The organism is Haloplanus natans DSM 17983, from assembly GCF_000427685.1.
Classification (GTDB): domain Archaea; phylum Halobacteriota; class Halobacteria; order Halobacteriales; family Haloferacaceae; genus Haloplanus; species Haloplanus natans.
The window spans coordinates 1-18,332 of sequence record NZ_KE386573.1; the positions used below are offsets into that span (position 1 = coordinate 1).

The 18,332-nt window shown below is 66.2% G+C and carries 15 protein-coding genes and 1 tRNA gene; 5 read left to right on the forward strand and 11 right to left on the reverse strand.

Annotated elements, in window-relative coordinates; genetic code table 11:
- Window positions 1–168 precede the first annotated feature (168 nt).
- Window positions 169–244 (forward strand) — tRNA-Cys (locus HALNA_RS02295).
- 104 nt (window positions 245–348) lie between these two features.
- On the opposite strand, the gene HALNA_RS02300 is transcribed toward HALNA_RS02295, so the two are convergent.
- From HALNA_RS02300 to HALNA_RS02335, 8 genes are all read right to left on the reverse strand, one after another.
- Window positions 349–612, reverse strand: a complete 264-nt coding sequence (locus HALNA_RS02300) for a hypothetical protein (protein WP_049934755.1) — start codon at window positions 610–612, stop codon at window positions 349–351.
- Window positions 581–1,180 carry a hypothetical protein gene (locus tag HALNA_RS02305; protein WP_049934756.1) on the reverse strand — a complete coding sequence of 200 codons (600 nt, stop codon included), beginning with the start codon at window positions 1,178–1,180 and terminating at the stop codon, window positions 581–583. The genes HALNA_RS02300 and HALNA_RS02305 overlap by 32 nt, the downstream gene beginning before the upstream one ends.
- A 119-nt stretch (window positions 1,181–1,299) precedes the next feature.
- Window positions 1,300–2,115 carry an SWIM zinc finger family protein gene (locus HALNA_RS02310; RefSeq protein WP_245575982.1) on the reverse strand — a complete coding sequence of 272 codons (816 nt, stop codon included), beginning with the start codon at window positions 2,113–2,115 and terminating at the stop codon, window positions 1,300–1,302.
- 339 nt (window positions 2,116–2,454) lie between these two features.
- Window positions 2,455–3,528, reverse strand: a complete 1,074-nt coding sequence (locus HALNA_RS02315; RefSeq protein WP_049934758.1) for a succinylglutamate desuccinylase/aspartoacylase family protein — start codon at window positions 3,526–3,528, stop codon at window positions 2,455–2,457.
- Window positions 3,529–3,671: 143 nt separating this feature from the next.
- A complete protein-coding gene (locus HALNA_RS02320) occupies window positions 3,672–3,971 on the reverse strand; it encodes a hypothetical protein (RefSeq protein ID WP_049934759.1) in 300 nt (99 codons plus the stop codon).
- Between the two features lie 139 nt (window positions 3,972–4,110).
- Window positions 4,111–6,003, reverse strand: coding sequence for an ABC transporter ATP-binding protein (locus tag HALNA_RS02325; protein ID WP_049934762.1), 1,893 nt, complete (start codon window positions 6,001–6,003; stop codon window positions 4,111–4,113).
- Between the two features lie 24 nt (window positions 6,004–6,027).
- Entirely contained in the window at window positions 6,028–7,188 is a 1,161-nt protein-coding gene (locus tag HALNA_RS02330) for a PAS domain-containing protein (RefSeq protein WP_049934764.1), read from the reverse strand.
- Between the two features lie 2 nt (window positions 7,189–7,190).
- Entirely contained in the window at window positions 7,191–7,481 is a 291-nt protein-coding gene (locus tag HALNA_RS02335; RefSeq protein WP_157573422.1) for a hypothetical protein, read from the reverse strand.
- 141 nt (window positions 7,482–7,622) lie between these two features.
- On the opposite strand from HALNA_RS02335, the gene HALNA_RS02340 reads away from it, so the two are divergent.
- Window positions 7,623–8,630, forward strand: coding sequence for an alcohol dehydrogenase (locus tag HALNA_RS02340; RefSeq protein WP_049937928.1), 1,008 nt, complete (start codon window positions 7,623–7,625; stop codon window positions 8,628–8,630).
- Between the two features lie 162 nt (window positions 8,631–8,792).
- The gene (locus HALNA_RS02345) at window positions 8,793–10,253 is read left to right on the forward strand and encodes a methyl-accepting chemotaxis protein (RefSeq protein ID WP_049934768.1); all 1,461 of its coding nucleotides are present in this window, start codon (window positions 8,793–8,795) and stop codon (window positions 10,251–10,253) included.
- A 296-nt stretch (window positions 10,254–10,549) separates the two neighbouring features.
- Here HALNA_RS02345 and HALNA_RS02350 read toward each other — a convergent pair whose 3' ends face one another.
- The 3 genes from HALNA_RS02350 to HALNA_RS02360 form a co-directional block, all read right to left on the reverse strand.
- The gene (locus HALNA_RS02350; protein WP_049934771.1) at window positions 10,550–11,941 is read right to left on the reverse strand and encodes an ATP-binding protein; all 1,392 of its coding nucleotides are present in this window, start codon (window positions 11,939–11,941) and stop codon (window positions 10,550–10,552) included.
- 195 nt (window positions 11,942–12,136) lie between these two features.
- Entirely contained in the window at window positions 12,137–14,005 is a 1,869-nt protein-coding gene (locus HALNA_RS02355; protein WP_049934772.1) for a cation:proton antiporter domain-containing protein, read from the reverse strand.
- Between the two features lie 108 nt (window positions 14,006–14,113).
- Window positions 14,114–15,010, reverse strand: a complete 897-nt coding sequence (locus HALNA_RS02360; RefSeq protein ID WP_049934774.1) for an MBL fold metallo-hydrolase — start codon at window positions 15,008–15,010, stop codon at window positions 14,114–14,116.
- A 148-nt stretch (window positions 15,011–15,158) separates the two neighbouring features.
- Between HALNA_RS02360 and HALNA_RS02365 the strand changes: the two genes are divergently transcribed.
- On the forward strand, window positions 15,159–16,661 hold the full coding sequence (locus HALNA_RS02365; RefSeq protein ID WP_049934776.1) for a hypothetical protein: 1,503 nt from the start codon (window positions 15,159–15,161) through the stop codon (window positions 16,659–16,661).
- Between the two features lie 143 nt (window positions 16,662–16,804).
- The gene (gene serS / locus HALNA_RS02370) at window positions 16,805–18,190 is read left to right on the forward strand and encodes a serine--tRNA ligase (protein ID WP_049934779.1); all 1,386 of its coding nucleotides are present in this window, start codon (window positions 16,805–16,807) and stop codon (window positions 18,188–18,190) included.
- Window positions 18,191–18,332: the final 142 nt, after the last annotated feature.

The following is an 18,332-nucleotide window of genomic DNA, read 5'->3' on the forward strand; positions in this document are numbered from 1 at the left end:
GCGAGCCTCTGGGAGATCCGATTCGCCGCCTCACCATTCATACTTCATTCACATTGGTGAGCTACCGCTGTCTGTGCTCACCGTTTTTCACCGTCCGAGCGGCCGCACTGGCCAGCCGTGGCCGCCGACCGCTAGGCTTAAGCGCGGGACGCCGATACTATCGACTGCGCCAAGGTGGCAGAGTCCGGCCTAACGCAGCGGCCTGCAGAGCCGCCCATCGCCGGTTCAAATCCGGCCCTTGGCTCTCACACGATACCCTAAAGCCCAAGACGACTACGTCTTGACGACTCCTCTTATTTCGAGGCGCTGTGTACGATTATCGAGAGAAATTTTCAACGAGGAGGTCGACTACTCCGAATCGTCGTCGGACTCGTCGTTCGCTTCGAGGATCTTCGCCGCTACATCCGTTACGTGCTGCTGGTGGGCAACCGATGTCCGGACGCTTTGGGCTGCATCGAGTTGGTCGTTGACGACCGCGTTCTGCTGGGGCCCCCACGTCTCCGGTGGCTCGGACTCGATGTACTCGACCCAGCGCTTGACACCTTCGATGCGCTGTTCACGGTTGCGTTCGTGCTTCGCATCAAGGCGCTCGTGCGCGTTTGAGTCGCTCATAGTCGGCTTCGAAATCGAGTCGCGTTACCCACTCTTTGAGGCGGGACACACTAAGACTTTCCTCGAAAAGAGTGTAGAGGTGGACCGCATCTTCGATGTCCTCCTGCGCGCCGAGGTGGAGTTTGTATGCGATCTGGAGCTCTAAGGGGCCTATCGGAACTGTCTTTCCACCGATTCGGGCCGTGATTGAGTTTTCGAGGGACGCGCGGTCGAACTCGTCGCGCGCGAACTTGACTTCGAGATGCGGCGTGATCTGATTCGTTGGCGCGACCCAGATGTTATCCCTCTCGTACATCGATGTGAGTGGCATCGCTGGGCTCCAGAACCCGTTCTCATCGAGTGTCTCTGCGAGTTCGTCTACAGCCTCTTCGTCGATCTGTTCGATGAGGATGTCGATATCTTCGGTAGAGCGAGCCCGACCGGCGAGGATGGAGACATACCCCGCGATGTAGACGTGCTTGATGTCGAATTGACCGAGAATCTCGGCGAACTCAATCGCCAGCTCGTCGAGCTGATTCGGTCCACGTTCGACGACGAGTGTGCCGTTTCGTAGCTCGATACCGCCCATAGAGGTTCGTTCGCAGGTGGGCGCATAACTTATCGGGAGTCGGTGGTCAACACCCAAATCCGGATTTCGGTAGCTGGTTCCCTGCTCCAATGATCGTTCGGTACAGGCTGACCGAACTTTCACTGGGCGGGTACTCGACCGTCATCGTCGCTCTTCGAGGTCGTCGATCGCTCGGTATTCGATGGCGGTTTCGATGTCGCTTGGTCTTCTAACACACCTCTGTACTTCTCGAACTCGTCTTGGTCAGGGTCGGCCGCGAGCACGCACTCGACGTAGCCGTCGAGGGCGGACTGCAAGGATTTGGTGTAGCGGCCGTATGCGGCGTCGATGCGGGTGTAGTTGTCGTCGATTCCCTCGAACAGTGCACGGTAGGTGATCGCAGCCGCCCGGTAGCGCTCGCGCCCGCGGTACCGCTCGGCTACTTCGAAGAAGTGTGAGAAGTCGATTGCCTCCGTGACGACTGGATAGTGCTGTGTGTGCTGGTCGAACGACTCTTGGATTTCGTCACGATACTCCTCTACCGACTTGCCGCTGTCGCCGAAACGGGCGAGAAACTGCTCACGCAGGTCCGGGTTCTCGGCGAGTGCGTCCCGCACGAACGCACGCAGGTCGTCGGGTGGGACATCTTCGATCACCCCGTCGACGCGTTCGCTCTCGTCTTGGGGCGGATCGGCGACGACATCCAGCAGCACCGCGACAACGTGTTTGCACTCGCCCGCCCCCTCGTAGGGACACGTACACCGCGCATCGATGGTATTCTCGCCCAGTTCGACGGTCACGTCGTACAGACTTGACCCCCGAACCGCGGCTGTGACCACGCCGCCAAACCGTTCGATTCGCCGAATGCGTCTTTCGTCTCGGTAGTTCCGCCCGCGCTCGAACACCGCGTCGGTACAGGCCTCCCGAATTTTTGCCTTGTCGAGATCCATGCTCATGGCACAGTCGTCTACCCTGGCTCGTCCGTTCGCGGCTCTATTCGTGTAGTAGTTCACAGGGATTATCGTAGCGGTTCATAGGCTCGGTTTCGCCCGAGTCGGAGACCACGGCCAGTCGAGTATCGCTAGACCTCCGGATGGCTACGATACTCCCTATCAGTAACACTCTCGACGGGGGCGTAGTAGCAGCGTTCGATCCGCCAGCGTATCATAATTAAAATGTGGATTCGATTCGGGTCCTTGGCCCTCATGCCGGAACGGCGTGAGGGCGCAGAGCCGAACGGCCGCGATTTGCACGATACGCGAAGCGACGGTCGTTCGAGCCCGGTCCACAGTTACTCACTCCGCGTCCTCCTCGTCGGCCATCCACCGTTGTCCGTACGACCGGTAGCCGTCGAACTCCCCGCGGGAAATCTCGTGCTCGATCTCCTCGCGTGTCTCGCTGCTGATCCGGACGAGATGGCAGATGGGATGGCCGGGCAGGGCGACGGGATTCTCGAGGACGCCGACGATGAGGCCGGTGAAGGGGGCTTCGACGACGCGTTCTCGATCCTTGAAATGATCCGAAATCGTACAGATCGCGTCTCCCTCGTGAACGAGGGGATTGGGTCCCCACTGCATCTCGACGAGGCCGCCCGTGTCGGCACGGAGCCACCGTTTCTCCTCGTTCGGTCCCATGACCGTCCGCCAGGACGGTTCGGTCACCGTCCCCTCGGGATAGACGCCGTACTCTGCGAGAACGTTCTCGACGCCGCTCAGTGCCTTCTCGATCAGGCCGGGTTGGAAGCGGTGTGCCTTCCCCATCTCGACGGTGATCGTCGGGACACCGTTTCGGGAGGCGACGGCGCGGAGCGATCCGGCGTCACCCTCTCCGGAGAGGATCACGTTCGTCCCGAACGCCGCGGCGAGGCGCTCGGTTTCGGGGCTTCCGATGTCGGCGCGGGCGTGATACATGGTGGTCCGGTTTCTGGTCGAGGTGTGGAAGTCGAGGCCGAGGTCACACTGGCTCACGAATCGGTGATACACCGCATGAGCGATACGTTCGGCCGTGTTCGACCGTTCTTTCCCCGGGAACGAGCGGTTGAGATCCTGATCGTAGATGGGGAGATACCGTTGTTGGGCCTGGTAGCCGGGAACGTTCACGACGTGGAGACAGACCAGCGTCCCGTGGATGTCCCCCGGCCGGTAGCGGTCGGCGACTTCTTGGAGTACCTTGACGCCGTTGAGTTCGTCGCCGTGGAGCGCCGCAGTCAGGCAGATACGGGGGCCGTCCCCCTCGCCGTTGACGACCGTCACGGGAATCTCGACGGGGTCGCCGAGATACGTCTTGCTCACTTCGAACCGGAACTGCCGTTTCTCACCGGGGTCGATGTCGGCGTCGATCCGGAACGGGCGTGGCTGGTCGTCGGACATATGCACCGAGTGGTGGGTGCGGATAATTAACTGTCGGCTCTCGGTGGGGTCACCGACCGCTCATACGGTTTATCGTAAGTCATTACCGGTGGAGTGCCGAGACGAGCCGGCGATTCACCGGTGAACAGTTACAATAATCCGTATCAGTCCCCATTCTCCGCTGCGGCCCGTTCGATGGCCCGTGCGACGCCGTCCTCGTCGTCGGCCTCGAACGCCGCCGTGAAGGAGTCCATCACCACCTTCGCCAGTTCGCGCGCGTCGGCTTCACTCGACTGGACGTTCTCGACACGGGTCGACTCCTCGCGCTCCTCGTCGACGATCCAGACCTCGAAGGTGCCGTTGCGCTCCGGCGTGGGCTGGAACTTCACTTCGACGTCGACGGTCAGGTTCTCGTACTCGCGGCGACCAGTTTTCAGCCAGCCGTCCGGAACTGCTTGGGTCATACTCCCTACTCCGTCGGTGATCGAAATAAGGCTATTGTGGGTCGGTGTCGGGCGCGGATCGGCTCGTAGTGATCGTTGTACGTCAGTACCGGCGGTTCGCCAGAACGGTCGGTCGAACCACCGGTCACAGTAAACAGTATCAGTCGTCCGCGACTCGTCCGGCGTCGGCTTGGGCCTGCCAGAGTGCGGCGTAGTCGCCGTCGTCAGCCAGCAGATCGGCGTGGGTGCCGGATTCGGCGATTTCGCCGTCGTCGAGGACGACGATGCGGTCGGCGTCCCGAATCGTCGAGAGGCGGTGGGCGATGACGAACGCGGTGCGGTCCTCGATGAGACGGTCGAGGCTCTCCTGGATGAGTTCCTCCGTCTCGGTATCGACGTCGCTGGTCGCCTCGTCGAAGACGATGATCGCGGGGTCGTTGAGGAGGGCACGGGCGATGGCGAGGCGCTGGCGCTGGCCCCCGGAGAGTTTGACGCCGCGTTCGCCGACCATCGTGTCGTAGCCGTCGGGCAGGTCGCTGATGAACTCGTGGGCCTCCGCGGCCGTCGCCGCCTCGACGAGGCGCTCACGGACCGTGTCGTCGTCCCGTCGCTCGGCCGCCAGCGCGTCCCGATCCCCGTACGCGACGTTCTCGGCGACGGTGCCGGAGAAGAGGTAGGGGTTCTGTTCGACGACGGCGATCTCCTCCCGGAGCGCGTCGAGGTCGTAGTCGCGAACGTCGACGCCGTCGACGCGCACGGCGCCGGCGCTCGTGTCGTGAAATCGGGGGACGAGTTTCAGGAGCGTCGACTTCCCGGCCCCGGTCGGCCCGGCGAGGCCGATAGTGGCGCCCGCGGGCACGTCGAGCGAGACGTTCCGGAGCACCGGATCGCGGTCACCGTAGCTGAAGGTCACGTCGTCGAAGGTCACCGCGCCGTCGACGCTGTCGGGCAGGTAGGGGTCTTCGGGGTCCGTGATCGTCGGCTCGCGCCCGAGGAGGCCGAACACGCGCTCGGCGCTCGATTTCGCGAGCTGATACTTGTTCGCGGACTTGCCGACGCGGCGCATCGGGGAGTAGAGCCGGCGTAGATAGAGAAAAAAGAGCGCGAAACTGCCCGCGGTCAGTGCGCCTTCGGCTCCGGTGATGTTGTCCATGCCGCCGATGTAGAGCACGAGAACGAACACGACGCCGGTGAGGAGACGGAGCGCGGCGAAGAAGGCCCGCCGGATGCGGAGAGCAGCCACCTTCTCGTCGTGGTACTCCTGGCTTCGCTCGGCGACTCGGTCGCGCTCGAAGGCGTAGCGGTTGAACGTCTTGATCACCGCCGCGCCGCCGAGGTTGTTCTCCAGTCGGGTGTTGAGGCGGGAAACGGCTTCCCGTATCGACTTGTACCGGGGTTCGATCCACGTCAGGAATCGGCCGCTCGCGACGCCGATCAGGGGGACGGGTGCGAGCGCGATGACGGCGAGTTTCGGCGAGTACGTCCAGAGGACGACGGCGATGCCGCCGACGGTGGCGACGACCCTGATGAGTTGTCTGAACTCGGTGTTGAGAAACTGCTCCAGTCGGTTGATATCGCTGTTCAGAATAGACATCATCGCCCCGGTCTGGTGGTCGACGAAGAAATCCATCGAGAGGTGCTGGAGGTGATCGTAGGTGTCGTTCCGGAGGTCGCGCTGAATCTTCTGGGCGGCCGACTGGAGGAGATATCGCGAGCCAAAGCGGGTGAGCGAGCGGACGACGTACGCGAGCGCCGCGATGGCGACGAGGCGTTCGAGCAGCGCCGTCCGCGCCGCGGTGCCGGCGATCCGACCGGCCGGGAGGAGCCCGATCCGGGCCAACAGGCCGGGATCGGCCGGGCCGAGGACGATCCGGTCGATGGCCGTAGCGACGAGAATGGGCGGGACGAGCCGGGCGAAGCGGGTACAGAACGCCGCGGCGACGCCGAGCGAGACGCGGGTCCAGTAGGGGCGGGCGTAGGCGAGCAGGCTCACAATCGGGTGGCCCTCCAGCGTCTCGCGTACGTCCTCGAACCCGCCGTGGTCGTCCGTCATTCGGGCGTGCTAATCAAGGCAGGTTCAAATACCGTGTGTCTCGTCGTCGGCCCGCTGGAGTTCGACACAAAAAATCGTCCCTTTCGGCTCGTTGTCCTCGATCCAGACCCGGCCGCCGTACGTCTCGACGAGGTTGTCGACGAGGTAGAGGCCGAGGCCGCTGCCGGGGCTCTCCAGCCCCTTTTTCCCGCGACCGAACACCTCGCGCTTGCGCGAGTCCGGAATGCCGGGGCCGTTGTCGGCGATGCGGGCGACGACGGTGTCTTCGTCTACCGTGATCTCGATGTGGATACGGATCTCGGCCTCGTCGTTGTGAAAGACGGCGTTGTCGAGGAGGTTGCCGAACACCGACGAGAGAATCGAGGTGGCCCACACGTCGACGACGGGTAGGTCGGCGTCGCCGGTGATCTCGATGCTTTCGGATCGGTAGTCGAAGTTCGATCGGACGCGCTCGATCTCCCCCCGGAGCACGTCGTCGAGCGCGACGGATTCGAGTTCGGGATCGGTCGGCCCGAGGATGCCCGCGAGGTCGCCGACCGCCTCGGTGAGCTCCTTGGTGTGTGTCACGGCGGTCATGACGCGTTCGAAGGCGTCGCTGTCCTCGTCGGGGATACGGTCGGCGAGTTCGCCGCCCCAGCCGAGCGCGACAGTCATGTCGTTGCGGATGTCGTGGCGAACGATCTGGTTGAGCAAGGCGAGGCGGTCGCGTTCGGTTTCGAGTGCCTCCTCGGCTCGCTTGCGGTCGGTCACGTCCTGCTGGAAGCCGACGTAGTGTGAGGGTTCGCCCCCCTCGTCGTAGATGGGGGCGATGGTCACCTGGTTCCAGAACTCCTCGCCGTTGCGGCGGTAGTTGCGCACTTCCACGGTCACTGGCTCCCAGCTGTCGACGGCGCGGCGCATCCGCGCCACCGTCTCGGGGTCGGTGTTTTCCCCCTGCAGGAACCGGCAGTTCCGGCCGACGACTTCCTCGATCGGATACCCCGTGATGCGTTCGAAGGCGGCGTTGGCGTAGACGACGGGATTGTCCGGCAGCGACGGGTCGGAGATGGTGATTCCGATGGGCGCCTCGTCCATCGCCCGCTCCTTGAGACGGAGGTCCGCGGCCGTCTCGCTACGGGCGGCCCGACCGACGTGAGTTACCACCGCGTAGCGCTCATCCTCGTGGCCGGCGGCGGCGTACCGCACGATCAACGCCTCGCCGTCCGCGTCGGCGTGGTAGGGTACTCCCCGCTCGCCTCGCTCTCGCCCTCGAACAGCGCCTCGAGTCGTCCGGCGAGGGTTACGGCTTGCCCGTTTTGCGACCGCCGGAGCGTGTCGAGATACGGGCGGTCGTCGTCGGTCGGGACGAGCGGATGGTCGTGATCGGCGACGAACGCGCGCCACGCGGCGTTCGACTCGACGATCCGTCCCCGGCCATCGATCACCGCGATGCGGGCCGGGAGCGTATCGAGGACCGTCTCGGTCAGCCCCGATGACATACTGGTGCCGTCACGACCGATCCCTGGCAGGCCACCGTAATAGACCTGTTCGCTCGCGGGCGTCACACACGGTGGCCGACCGCCGCGAATGCCCGGGCTTTTGTCGTGCCGTCCGTTGGAGTCACACGCATGACAGACACGATGCACGCGGCCGTGGTTCCCGAGGCGGGCGCCGACTTCGAACTCGTCGAGCGACCGATTCCGGACCCCGACGCCGACGAGGTTCGGATCGCCGTCGACGCCTGTGGTATCTGCCACAGCGACGTGTTCGTCAAAGAGGGAACGTTCCCCGGCGTCTCGTACCCCCGAGTTCCGGGACACGAGGTGGTCGGCCGGGTCGACGCCGTCGGGGCCGACGTGACCGCCTGGAGCGAGGGCGACCGCGTCGGCGCCGGGTGGCACGGCGGCCACTGTTTCACCTGCGAGCCGTGTCGCCGCGGCGACTTCCTCCTGTGTGAGAACGCCGAGATCACGGGGCTCACGTTCGACGGCGGCTACGCCGAGTACGCGACCGTTCCGACCGAGGCGCTGGCGGCCGTCCCCGACGACCTAGACGCCGTCGATGCCGCGCCCCTCCTCTGTGCGGGCGTGACCACCTACAACGCCCTGCGGAACAGCGACGCGCGTCCCGGTGACGTGGTCGCCGTGGTCGGCGTCGGCGGCCTCGGCCACCTCGGTATCCAGTACGCTCACGCCGCCGGCTTCGAAACCGTCGCAGTCTCGCGGAGCCCGGACAAGCGTGACCTCGCCCTCGACCTCGGCGCCGATCACTTCGTCGACGCGAGCGAGGACGACCCCGCCGAGGCGCTCCAGCAACTCGGTGGCGCTCGGGTCGTCCTCACGACGGCGCCGTCGGCCGACGCGGTCGAGTCCGTGGTGGGTGGCCTCGGCGCCGACGGCGAAGTCGTCGTCGTCGGCATCCCCGGCGACCCCGTCCCGGTCGACGCCCAGCATCTCGTCGGCACGCGCGGCGCCGTCTCCGGTTGGGGCTCCGGCCACGCCCGCGACTCCCAGGACACCCTCGAGTTCAGTGACCTCCGAGATATTACGCCGGTCGTCGAGACGTTCCCCCTCGACGAGGTGAGTGCGGCCTACGACCGGATGCTTGACAACGAAGCGCGCTTCCGGGCCGTCCTCGATCTCACGTAGCGGCCGAAAGCTATCGGCTTTCCGACCGATTTGGTCGTTCGCCGGGTCGCCAAACCGACACCGATCCGGCCCTCACCGTCCGGGAGTACGGTATCAGTCGAGATAATCCGCCCACCAGATATATGTTGGTGACCCCGAGTCTCGGCGGTAGTCACGAGAACCATGACCGTCTCCCAAGAGCCCGGACACCCGGCGGCCGAGTTTCCCCTGTCGTTCGACCGAATCGTCGGCCGTATCGGCGCACCGATCTTCATTCTCGACGCTGACCACGAGGTGGTCCTGTGGAACGAGGCTATCGAGACGTTGACCGGTAGTAGCGAGGCCGACGCCCGGGCGGCGGACTCGGTCGGCGAGGCCTGGTATCAGGACGGTCGCCGAGCGAAGACACTCGCCGACAAGGTGCTCGAAGCCCCCCGCGACGCCCACCGGCAGTTCGACGTCGAGCGCATCGACGACGGCGACCACCCCGAGTACCGCGACCGGAGCACGTTCACCGACACCCGCGGCGACACTCGCCACATCACGTTCAGTGCGTCGCCGCTGTACGACGACGGCGAACTCGCTGGCGTCGTCGAACTCGTCACGGACCGCACCGAGGAGGTTCGGCGCCGCCAGCGCGTCGAGGACCTCGTCGAGGAGGTCACCGCCACGATGCACGCCATCCAGCGCGGTGACCTCGGAGCGCGGGCGGAGTTCGAAGACGACACCGTCGACGACGAGTTGCTCGCGGTCGTCGACTCGTTGAACGAGATGGGGGCAACCCTCGATGGCCTCGTCGCGGACGTGGACGAACAGACCCACGACCTCCGGGAGATCACACGCGAGGTTGCGGACAGCGCCGCCCGGATGGAGGAACTGGCCGACGAACAGGCCGACCGAACCGAGGAGGTGGCGGGCGAGGTGTCGAACCTCAGCGCGACGGTCGAGGAAGTCGCCTCGACGGCCGACTCCGTCGCCGGCACCGGTCGACAGGCCCGCGATCACGCGGAGAACGGGCGCGAACTCAGTCAGAGTGCCCGCGAGACCATGTCCTCGGTCCGGGCGTCGAGTCGCGAGGTGCGATCGGACGTGGACGCACTCAGCGGCACCGTCGACGACATCGACGCGGTGATCGAGGTAATAAACGACATCGCGGACCAGACGAATCTGCTCGCCTTGAACGCCAACATCGAGGCGGCGCGCGCCGACCGCGACAGCGAGGGGTTCGCCGTCGTCGCCAACGAGATCAAATCACTCGCCCAGCAGGCACAGGAGCAGGCCGGCGAAATCGAGTCCATGATCGTCGACGTCCAGCGCCGGACCGAGGGGACGGTCGACAGCCTCGAGACGACCGAAGACGCCATCGACGACGGCGTCGAGGAGGTCGAAGCGGGGATGCGGAAACTCGACGACATCGTCGACGCCGTGGGCGAGGCGGTCGCCGGGATTCAGGAGGTGTCGACGGCGACGGACGAACAGGCCGCGAGCGCCGAGGAGATCGCGGCGATGGTCGACGACGCCCGCGACCGGGCCGACCGGGTCGCCGACGAGGTCACGCAGGTCGCCCGCGCCGCGGAGCGCCAAGCCGAGAAGGTCGAAGAAATCGAACGGAGCGTCGGGCAGTTGCGCGGCGACTCGGCGTGACGCGCCGGGGGACACCCGCGCCCGCCTCGCAGTGATCACTGTAACCGTTTCCCGGTGAGTCGCCGACCGACCTTGACGAACTCCGATACTGACTTACAATACTCACGATCACCGCTGGGCGAGGCCGGATCGAAGCGCCGACACCCGCGCGTTCTCCTTCAACACCTCGCTCACGGTGAGGTCGATGCCGCTCTCGTGGACTTGCGTCGTCTCGTGAAGCAGGCCGCCACGAAACCGTTCCCGGTGTCGCTCATGAGTCGACCGAGCCCCGCGACGGAGAAAAATCCCGGCCGGCGTCAGTGATCGTGGTCGTGGTCGTGATCCGAGTGCCCACCGTCGCCCGCAACTAGGGTGTCGGAGTCGCCGTCGATCATATCCATGTTCTTGAGGTTGTCCCGTTCCTCGAAGTCCTCGACGGCGTCGAGGATGTCCTCCTGGGTGAGCGCCGTGCGCTCCTCGGTGAGCGCTTCGAGCACGGCCTCCCGGAGCACCATCCGGAGGTCGCTCCCGGTGAGCCCCTCGGTGCGTTCGGCTACCGACTGTGGATCGAACTCGGCGATCTCCATGCGGCGGGTGATCACCTCGAGGATCTCCGCTCGCATCTGTACGTCCGGTTTGGGGAAGTTGACGATCTCGTCGAAGCGACGCCACGCCGCGGCGTCGAGCTGATCGGGGTGGTTGGTCGCGCCGATCAGGAGCACTTCGTCCCGGATCAGGCTGATGTCGTCGATGCTCTTGAGCAGGGTGTTGACCGCCCGCTTGAGCGCCGCGTGCTCGTCGGAGCGGCGGGTCTTCGCCACGGAGTCGAACTCGTCGATAAAGAGGATACAGGGCGAGAGACGCTTGGCGACCTCGAAGGTCTTCTCGACGTTTTTGGCCGTCTCGCCGAGATACTGGCTGGTGATCATCGACAGCTTCACCTCGACGAACGGCTGGCCGAGTTCGTGGGCCAGCGCGCGGGAGGCGGTGGTCTTGCCCGTTCCCGGCGGGCCGACGAAGAGCAGTTTCCCGATCTCGCGCAGGCCGATCTCCGCGAGATACTCGCGGTGTTCGATGGCCTTGACGATCTTCTGGATTTCTCCCTCCTGATCCGCGGTGAGCACGAGGTCGTCGAGGGTCATCTCGATCTCTTCGGGCGCCCGAACCTGCACCAGATCGAGCATCTCGGCGTCCTCCTCCTCGTCGAAGTAGGCGTCGAGCAGGCTGTCGATCCAGACGCGGTCGGCGTGGATCGGGCGGGTCTGTTCGCGCGCCTCCGCGAGCGTCACGTCCACGTCGTCGCGGTCGGCGATGACCGACGCGAGCGTGGGGTTGGTCGCGAGGCGGTCGCGGTCGGCGCGTTCGACGACCCAGTCGATCGCCATATCCGCCTGGGTCAGCGAGATGCGGCCGGAGAAGTTCTCCTTCTCGGTAAAGAGGAGATCCGACACCGCGTCCCACGGGTGTTCGACTCCCGTCGCCTGCCGGGCGGTCCGCTCGGTCACGACGAGGGGCCGCTCGATCCCCCCGGTCATCGCGTCACCGGGACCGGGCCGTTCCTCGCCGTCGCCGTCGTCTGCGTCCTCCCCGTCGGCCCAGAACACGCGCCGGTAGCGTGGCGGGAGGTCGTTTTCGTCGAGGCTCCGATCGTCCGTGTAGACGTGGGCCGTCAGCAGGAACTCGACGACTTCGAGAGCCGGGTCACTCATCCCTAACCTGTTCTCGTGGCACGGGTTTAAGATCGTCGGATTACGTCCCCGTTCCGTCCGCCGATCGTACGGATCGCGGTGTCGACCGGACGGGGCAACGGCACAGTCCGTCTCGTACGGATTATCGTAACTGTGTACCGGTGGTTCGGCGGACCGTCCTGGCGAACCACCGGCAATGACTCACGACGAACCGTCTCAGTCCTCGCTGGGATGGGCGAACCCGAGCGCCTGTGTCACCGATTCGCTGTCGCCGATGAAGGTGATGCGGTCGCCGTGTTCGAGCCGACAGCTTCCATCGGGGACGATGGTCTCGCCGTTGCGGGACACGAGCGCGATCAAACACCGCGGCGGGAGCTGTGGGCCGATCTCCGAGATGGTCTTGCCGACGAGGTCCTCGGAGGTGACCTCGATCTCTTGGACCTCGCCCTCGTGGCCGATTTCGCTCATCCAGTTGACGAGCGACGGGCGTTCGATGTAGTCGTCGAAGGCCATCGCGGTGGCGTCGACGGCGGAGATGGCGCGCACGCCGAGATCCTCGAACGCGTCCACGTTGTCCGGGTTGTTGACGCGGGCGAGGATGGTCTCGGGCGAGAACTTCGAGTCCGCGAGCTGGGCGACCAGGAGGTTCACGTCGTCGTCGCCGGTGGTCGTCGCGACGATTTTGGCGTTCTCCGCCCCGGCCGAGCGCAACACTTCGGTGTCGGTGCCGTCGCCGTGGTGGACGGTCAACCCCGCGTTGCGCGCCGTCTCCACGTTGTTCACGTCCTGTTCGATCAGGACGACGTTCTCTCCGCGGTCTTCGAGGCGCCGAGCGAGGGTGCGTCCCACGTTCCCGGCGCCGATGATGATCACACGCATGGGTATCACGTCGAGGAATTCGGCGATCTGTCTGGCGAACCCCGCTTCGAGGGCGACCGTCAGGAAGATGACGAGGAAGACGGTGCCGACGAGGACGTTCGCGACTTCGGGCATCCCCTCGGCACGGAACTCGACGGCAAAGAGCGTCGCGACGGAGGCGGGGATGATCCCCCGTGGGCCGACGAAGCTCATGAACAGCCGTTCCCCTCTGGTGAACCGATCCCCCCGCGTGCTGACGAACACGAGCACTGGACGGATCACGAGGGCGACGAGGGCCGCGACGACGAGGCCGCCAAGCCCCAATCCGAGGAGGTATTCGAACTGGAGCAGTGCGGCGAGCGCGATGAAGACGAAAGAGAGGACGATCAGCGTCACGTCTCCTTTGAAATCGGTGATCTCCTCCTCGTACGGTACGTCGGCGTTGCCGAGCAGGATGCCCGCGGTAGCGACCGCGGCGATGCCGGCCTCGGTGGCGACCGCGTCGGCGGCGCCGTAGGCGACGAGTGCGCCGCCGAGGACGAGCAGACGGGCGTTCTGTGGCGCGTTCCCCGGCGACAGATCGACGTAACGGAGGGCGTAGTAGACGATGCCCGCGACGGCGAGGCCGACGACGATTCCGGTCCCGAGTCGCTGGGTAAAGAGCGCGAACAGTTCCCCCGGCGCCCGGACGTCCTCGATGATCGCCTCGAAGATGACAATCGCGAGAATGGCCGCCGTCACGTCGTTGACGATGCCCTCCGTTTCGAGGGCGGTGCCGACGCGACTCCGAACCGGCACCACCTCCAGAATGGGTGCGATGACGGTCGGGCCGGTGGCGACGAGGAGGGCGCCGATCAGCGACGCGACCAGCCACTCCGTCCCGAGGGCGTAGTGGACGACCACCGTCGTGCCCACGAGGGCGATGACCGCTCCGAGGGTCACGAGTTTGAATGTCGCGGTCGGCGCCTCGCGCAGACGGTCGATACGCAGGTGGAACGCCCCCTCGAAGACGATGACTGCGACGGAGAGGCCGACGATGGCCGACAGCGCGTTTCCAAAGGAGTCGGGTCCGACGACGCCCATCACCTCGGGGCCGAGGATGACTCCGGAGGCCAGCAGAAAGACGACGCTCGGGATCCGGTAGCGATCGGAGAGGATCTGGGCGACCACGCCCACGCCGATCAGTGCCGCGACCAGTGTGATGAGATTCCCGCCGCCGGCGGCCACTTCAGTCCACCCCCATGTGTGGACGACGACGGCGTCGACGCCGATAAAACCAGCCTTTTGCCCGCCGGTCGGCGCCACCCAATCGTCCACTCGCCACCGGGCGGCCGGTCAGTTCTCCTCGTCGAGGTAGCCGAGGACGCCTTTCACGTTGAGGCGGTACTCCGCGCGGGTCTTGCGCTCGCCCCACGGCTCGACCGTCTCGGCCGTCTCGGCGAAGTAGTCGATGACGGCGTCGTCGTCGTCGAGTTCCGCCCGCTTCGTGCGCACCTGCTCGACCCACTCGGTGAGAACCGTCCCGTACTCGTCCATCAGGTCGGGGCTGAAGGGGGCGGCGCCGAAGTGGCCGAAGCAGATGCGGTCGGGGTTCCGCTCGGCGATGGTCTCCGCGTCCGCGATACAGGCCTCCAGATCGAAGTTGACCGGCGGTGAGGTGGGGAAGAGGTCGGCCGCCCCCTCGGGGCGGATGCCACCCGCGTCGCCCGAGAACAGGAGGTCGTCGCCCCGGTCGTGGAAGACGACCTGGTGGGGGGCGTGTCCCGGTGCGTGGATCACGTCGACCGTTCGGTCGCCGAGATAGATCTCGTCGCCGTCGTCGAGCGATTCGATGCGGTCTTGGGGGACCGGCTTCGGATCGACGTAGTACTGCCACTGGTCACCGACGGCGGCTTTCGTCCCCGCGACCAGACGCGAGGGGTCGATCAGGTGGCGAACGCCGATGTCGTGGGTGTACACCGTCGCGTCCGGGAACGCCTCGGCGAGAAAGCCCGCCCCGCCCGCGTGGTCGAGGTGGATGTGTGTCGTCAGGATGGCGTTCAGGTGGTCGATACCCACCTCGTCGATGGCGTCGAGGAGGGTGTCCACGTTCGTCCCGAGGCCGGTGTCGACCACCGCCGGGCGGTCCGCATCGAGGATGTAGACCGAACCGTAGCCTTGTACGTCGTACGCGCCCACGTCGACGTAGTAGAGATCGGTGCCGTCGACCGCAGTGAGATCGCCGATAGCCATGATGGGTGGCCGTCGTGGCTGGTGAAAAGCCTTCGCCCCGGCTGGCCGGTAGTGTTCGGAGACGCGTGTGGCCCATCATCCCTCCCGCTCTCCTCCGAACAGTACCGGCTGGCCGAAACGTTTTGCGCGTCAGACCGTAGGAGGAGGTATGCCGTCTTCCCCGGGAGCGTCGTTCCGTGCTCGGCTCGCGACCGTCGATCACGAGACGGCGACGGCGTTCGTCGCGGCGGTGTTCGCGGCTCGGGGGTGGACGGTCGACCACCGTGGAGACGACCTGCGAGCGACGCCGCCGGGTGCGGATCGGCCCCGTCGACTCGTCGTCGACATCGGGGTTGGGGAGCACGCCCACGCGGAGGCGGACACGAACGCGGCCGACGGCGCCGACCCGATTCGCGTCGACGCCGCGACCCTCCACGAACTGGTCGTGTACGCGCTGTCGACGGCGGAGCGGACGCGTCTCTGTCGGGAGTTCCTCGACAGCGAGTTCGGCGCCTTCGACGCGCCGCCGACGGTCGATCGGGTGGACGTGGGGACGGGCCGGAACGCGCGGGACAGCGACTCGCGTGGGACGGCGGACACGTGGCGGGAACGCGGTGGTGGGGCTCCGGCCTCGGACTCGACCGACGACGCCCGGTCCCGGGACGAGGTCCCCGAACACGACGGGGACGGAGAGTCGAGCGCGAGCGGGGACGCACGAACGATGACGCGGCGGGAGCGACGCGTCCGCGTGGGGGTCGCGGTAGTCGCGCTCTCGCTCGTCCTCGGCGGCATCGTGACCGCGGTGGGACCGGGACTCACGGGGTCCGCGGCGGCGATCCTCGACGGCGGCGTGACGGCCGACGACGGCGGCGGCGGGCAGGCGGACGAAGTGCAGTTGGCGGCCAACGGCTCGTGGCCCCCGGGCCTCGACGGGAGCGGCGTCGGAAACGCACGGCGACTCGCCGATGCACACGAAGCCGCTCTCGACGGCCGGCCGTTCCGGCTCCGGATCGTCTTCCGGGAGTTCGACGACGACGGTATGCGCGGCGTCGCCCACGAACGCGCCGTCGTCGCGGCGTCGGGCCGCTACCGATCCGAAGTGCGACGGATCGGCACGATCGATCACGGGTCGTCGGTGATCGGCGCGGCGGAGACGTACTCGGACGGGGAGCGACGGTACGTGCGTTCGGCGGACGGCGACGGCGACGCTGCGGGTGAGAGCCCGACGCTCCGGCCCTATAGCACGATGGCGACGACGGACCCGAACCGCCTCGTCGACCGGACCGAGCGGTACGTCCGGTGGTATCTGGGTGTGAACGAGTCACGACTCACCGGAACCGTCGATCGGGACGGGACGACGCTGTACGCTATCGACTTCGAGGGGGACCCCTGGCCCGCCGCGACCGACGCATCGGGCCGGGCGCTCGTCAGCGAGACGGGTGTCGTCCGCGAGATTCGCCGGACGTACGTCCCCCGGAGCGACCGGTCGGTGCGGATCGAGATCGTCGTCCAAATCACACCGGAGCCGGTGGCGGTAACGCGGCCGGACTGGGTGCCGACCGACGAGCCGGGACACGGGACGGACCCTCGGCCACCGCGGAACGCGAGCGCCGTCGACGGCCGCGCCGAAGCCGTCCGGGCCGGGGCACGACGCGACGTAACCACCGTCTGATACGGTTTAGTGTAAGTCATTACCGGTGGGCCGCCAGGACGGGTCGGCGACCCACCGGTGAACAGTTACACTAATCCGTATGATACGATCCGCCGCCCGTCGTCCCGACACGGTTTTGTCCCGGCCGCGAGAAGGTCAGCCAAATGCTCAGCAGGCAGTATCTCCGGGAGAATCCCGACGTGGTGCGGCGGAATCTCGACGACCGGGGAATGGCCGACGACGTCGATCTCGACCGACTGGTGGAGATCGACGAGGAGTGGCGATCGCTCAAAAGCGAGGGCGACGACCTCCGCCACGAGCGCAACGAAGTGAGCGACCGGATCGGCCGCCTCAAAGCCGAGGGAAAAGAGGAGGCGGCCCAGGACGCCATCGACCGTTCGGGGGAACTCAAAGAGCGGTTGGAGGACATCGAGGACCGCGCCGACGAACTCGAAGCCGAACTCGAAGCGGGTCTCATGGGGATTCCGAACGTCCCCCACGAGGACGTGCCCGTCGGCGCGGACGAGAGCGACAACGTCGAGGAGCGTCGCCACGGCTTCGACGACCTGCGCGACCTGCCCGACGCGGTGACGCCTCACTACGACCTCGGCGAGGAGTTGGACGTCATCGACGAGGCGCGTGGCGCCAAGACCACTGGCGCCGGCTTCTACTTCCTGAAAGGCGACGGCGCCCGCCTCGAACACGCGCTCGTCCAGTTCATGATGGACGTACACCGCGAGCAGGGCTATGTCGACCTCTTCCCGCCCATCCCCGTCAAGTCCACGTCGATGGAGGGGACGGGTCAGTTGCCCAAGTTCGCGGAGGACGCCTACCGCATCGGCGGTTCGGAGACCGAAGCGTACGACGACGACGACCTGTGGCTCTGCCCCACCGCCGAAGTTCCGGTCACCAACATGTACGCCGACGACATCCTCCTGCGGGAGGATCTGCCCCTGAAACACCAGGCGTACACGCCCAACTTCCGTCGCGAGGCGGGTGAACACGGCACCGAGACGCGGGGCATCGTCCGCGTCCACCAGTTCAACAAGGTGGAACTCGTCAACTTCGTCGACCCCGAGGAGAGCTACGAGCGCCTCGAAGGCCTGGTCGAGGAGGCCGAGGAGGTCCTGCGGCGTCTCGGCCTGCCCTACCGAATCCTCACGCTCTGTACCGGCGACCTCACCTTCGCGTCCGCGAAGACCTACGACATCGAGGTGTGGGCGCCGGGGACGGACGCCGACGACGGCCCGGAACGCGGCGGTCGGTGGCTCGAAGTCTCCAGCGCCTCGAACTTCGAGGACTTCCAGGCCCGTCGCGCGGGCCTTCGCTACCGCCCGGAGCGCCACGAGTCGGCGGAGTATCTCCACACGCTCAACGCCTCCGGCACCGCCGTCGGCCGCGTGATGGTCGCCATCCTCGAATACTACCAGAACGCGGACGGCACGGTGACGGTTCCGGAGGCCCTCCGGCCGTACATGGGCGGCATGGAGGTCATCGAGGGACACGAGAAGGTGGGAGAGAGCGCGGTTGGCGCCGGCGACCGGGAGTGAGAGCGGACGGCCGGCCCACCCGTAGCGACCTCACTTACGCTGGCGGCCCGACAAGCGTCGGCCGCCACGACCGAGACGCCAACGCCCGACGACTACTTCCAATAGGAGTGTCGCGTCGGCGCCGACGCTGGGCTGATCGTCG

What these genes read in the sequence shown, in the direction of transcription:
- HALNA_RS02300 (WP_049934755.1), bottom strand. Translation starts at nt 612, where the DNA reads ATGAGCGACTCAAACGCGCACGAGCGCCTTGATGCGAAGCACGAACGC.
- HALNA_RS02305 (WP_049934756.1), bottom strand. Translation starts at nt 1,180, where the DNA reads ATGGGCGGTATCGAGCTACGAAACGGCACACTCGTCGTCGAACGTGGA.
- HALNA_RS02310 (WP_245575982.1), bottom strand. Translation starts at nt 2,115, where the DNA reads ATGAGCATGGATCTCGACAAGGCAAAAATTCGGGAGGCCTGTACCGAC.
- HALNA_RS02315 (WP_049934758.1), bottom strand. Translation starts at nt 3,528, where the DNA reads ATGTCCGACGACCAGCCACGCCCGTTCCGGATCGACGCCGACATCGAC.
- HALNA_RS02320 (WP_049934759.1), bottom strand. Translation starts at nt 3,971, where the DNA reads ATGACCCAAGCAGTTCCGGACGGCTGGCTGAAAACTGGTCGCCGCGAG.
- HALNA_RS02325 (WP_049934762.1), bottom strand. Translation starts at nt 6,003, where the DNA reads ATGACGGACGACCACGGCGGGTTCGAGGACGTACGCGAGACGCTGGAG.
- HALNA_RS02335 (WP_157573422.1), bottom strand. Translation starts at nt 7,481, where the DNA reads ATGTCATCGGGGCTGACCGAGACGGTCCTCGATACGCTCCCGGCCCGC.
- HALNA_RS02340 (WP_049937928.1), top strand. Translation starts at nt 7,623, where the DNA reads ATGCACGCGGCCGTGGTTCCCGAGGCGGGCGCCGACTTCGAACTCGTC.
- HALNA_RS02345 (WP_049934768.1), top strand. Translation starts at nt 8,793, where the DNA reads ATGACCGTCTCCCAAGAGCCCGGACACCCGGCGGCCGAGTTTCCCCTG.
- HALNA_RS02350 (WP_049934771.1), bottom strand. Translation starts at nt 11,941, where the DNA reads ATGAGTGACCCGGCTCTCGAAGTCGTCGAGTTCCTGCTGACGGCCCAC.
- HALNA_RS02360 (WP_049934774.1), bottom strand. Translation starts at nt 15,010, where the DNA reads ATGGCTATCGGCGATCTCACTGCGGTCGACGGCACCGATCTCTACTAC.
- HALNA_RS02365 (WP_049934776.1), top strand. Translation starts at nt 15,159, where the DNA reads ATGCCGTCTTCCCCGGGAGCGTCGTTCCGTGCTCGGCTCGCGACCGTC.
- serS (WP_049934779.1), top strand. Translation starts at nt 16,805, where the DNA reads ATGCTCAGCAGGCAGTATCTCCGGGAGAATCCCGACGTGGTGCGGCGG.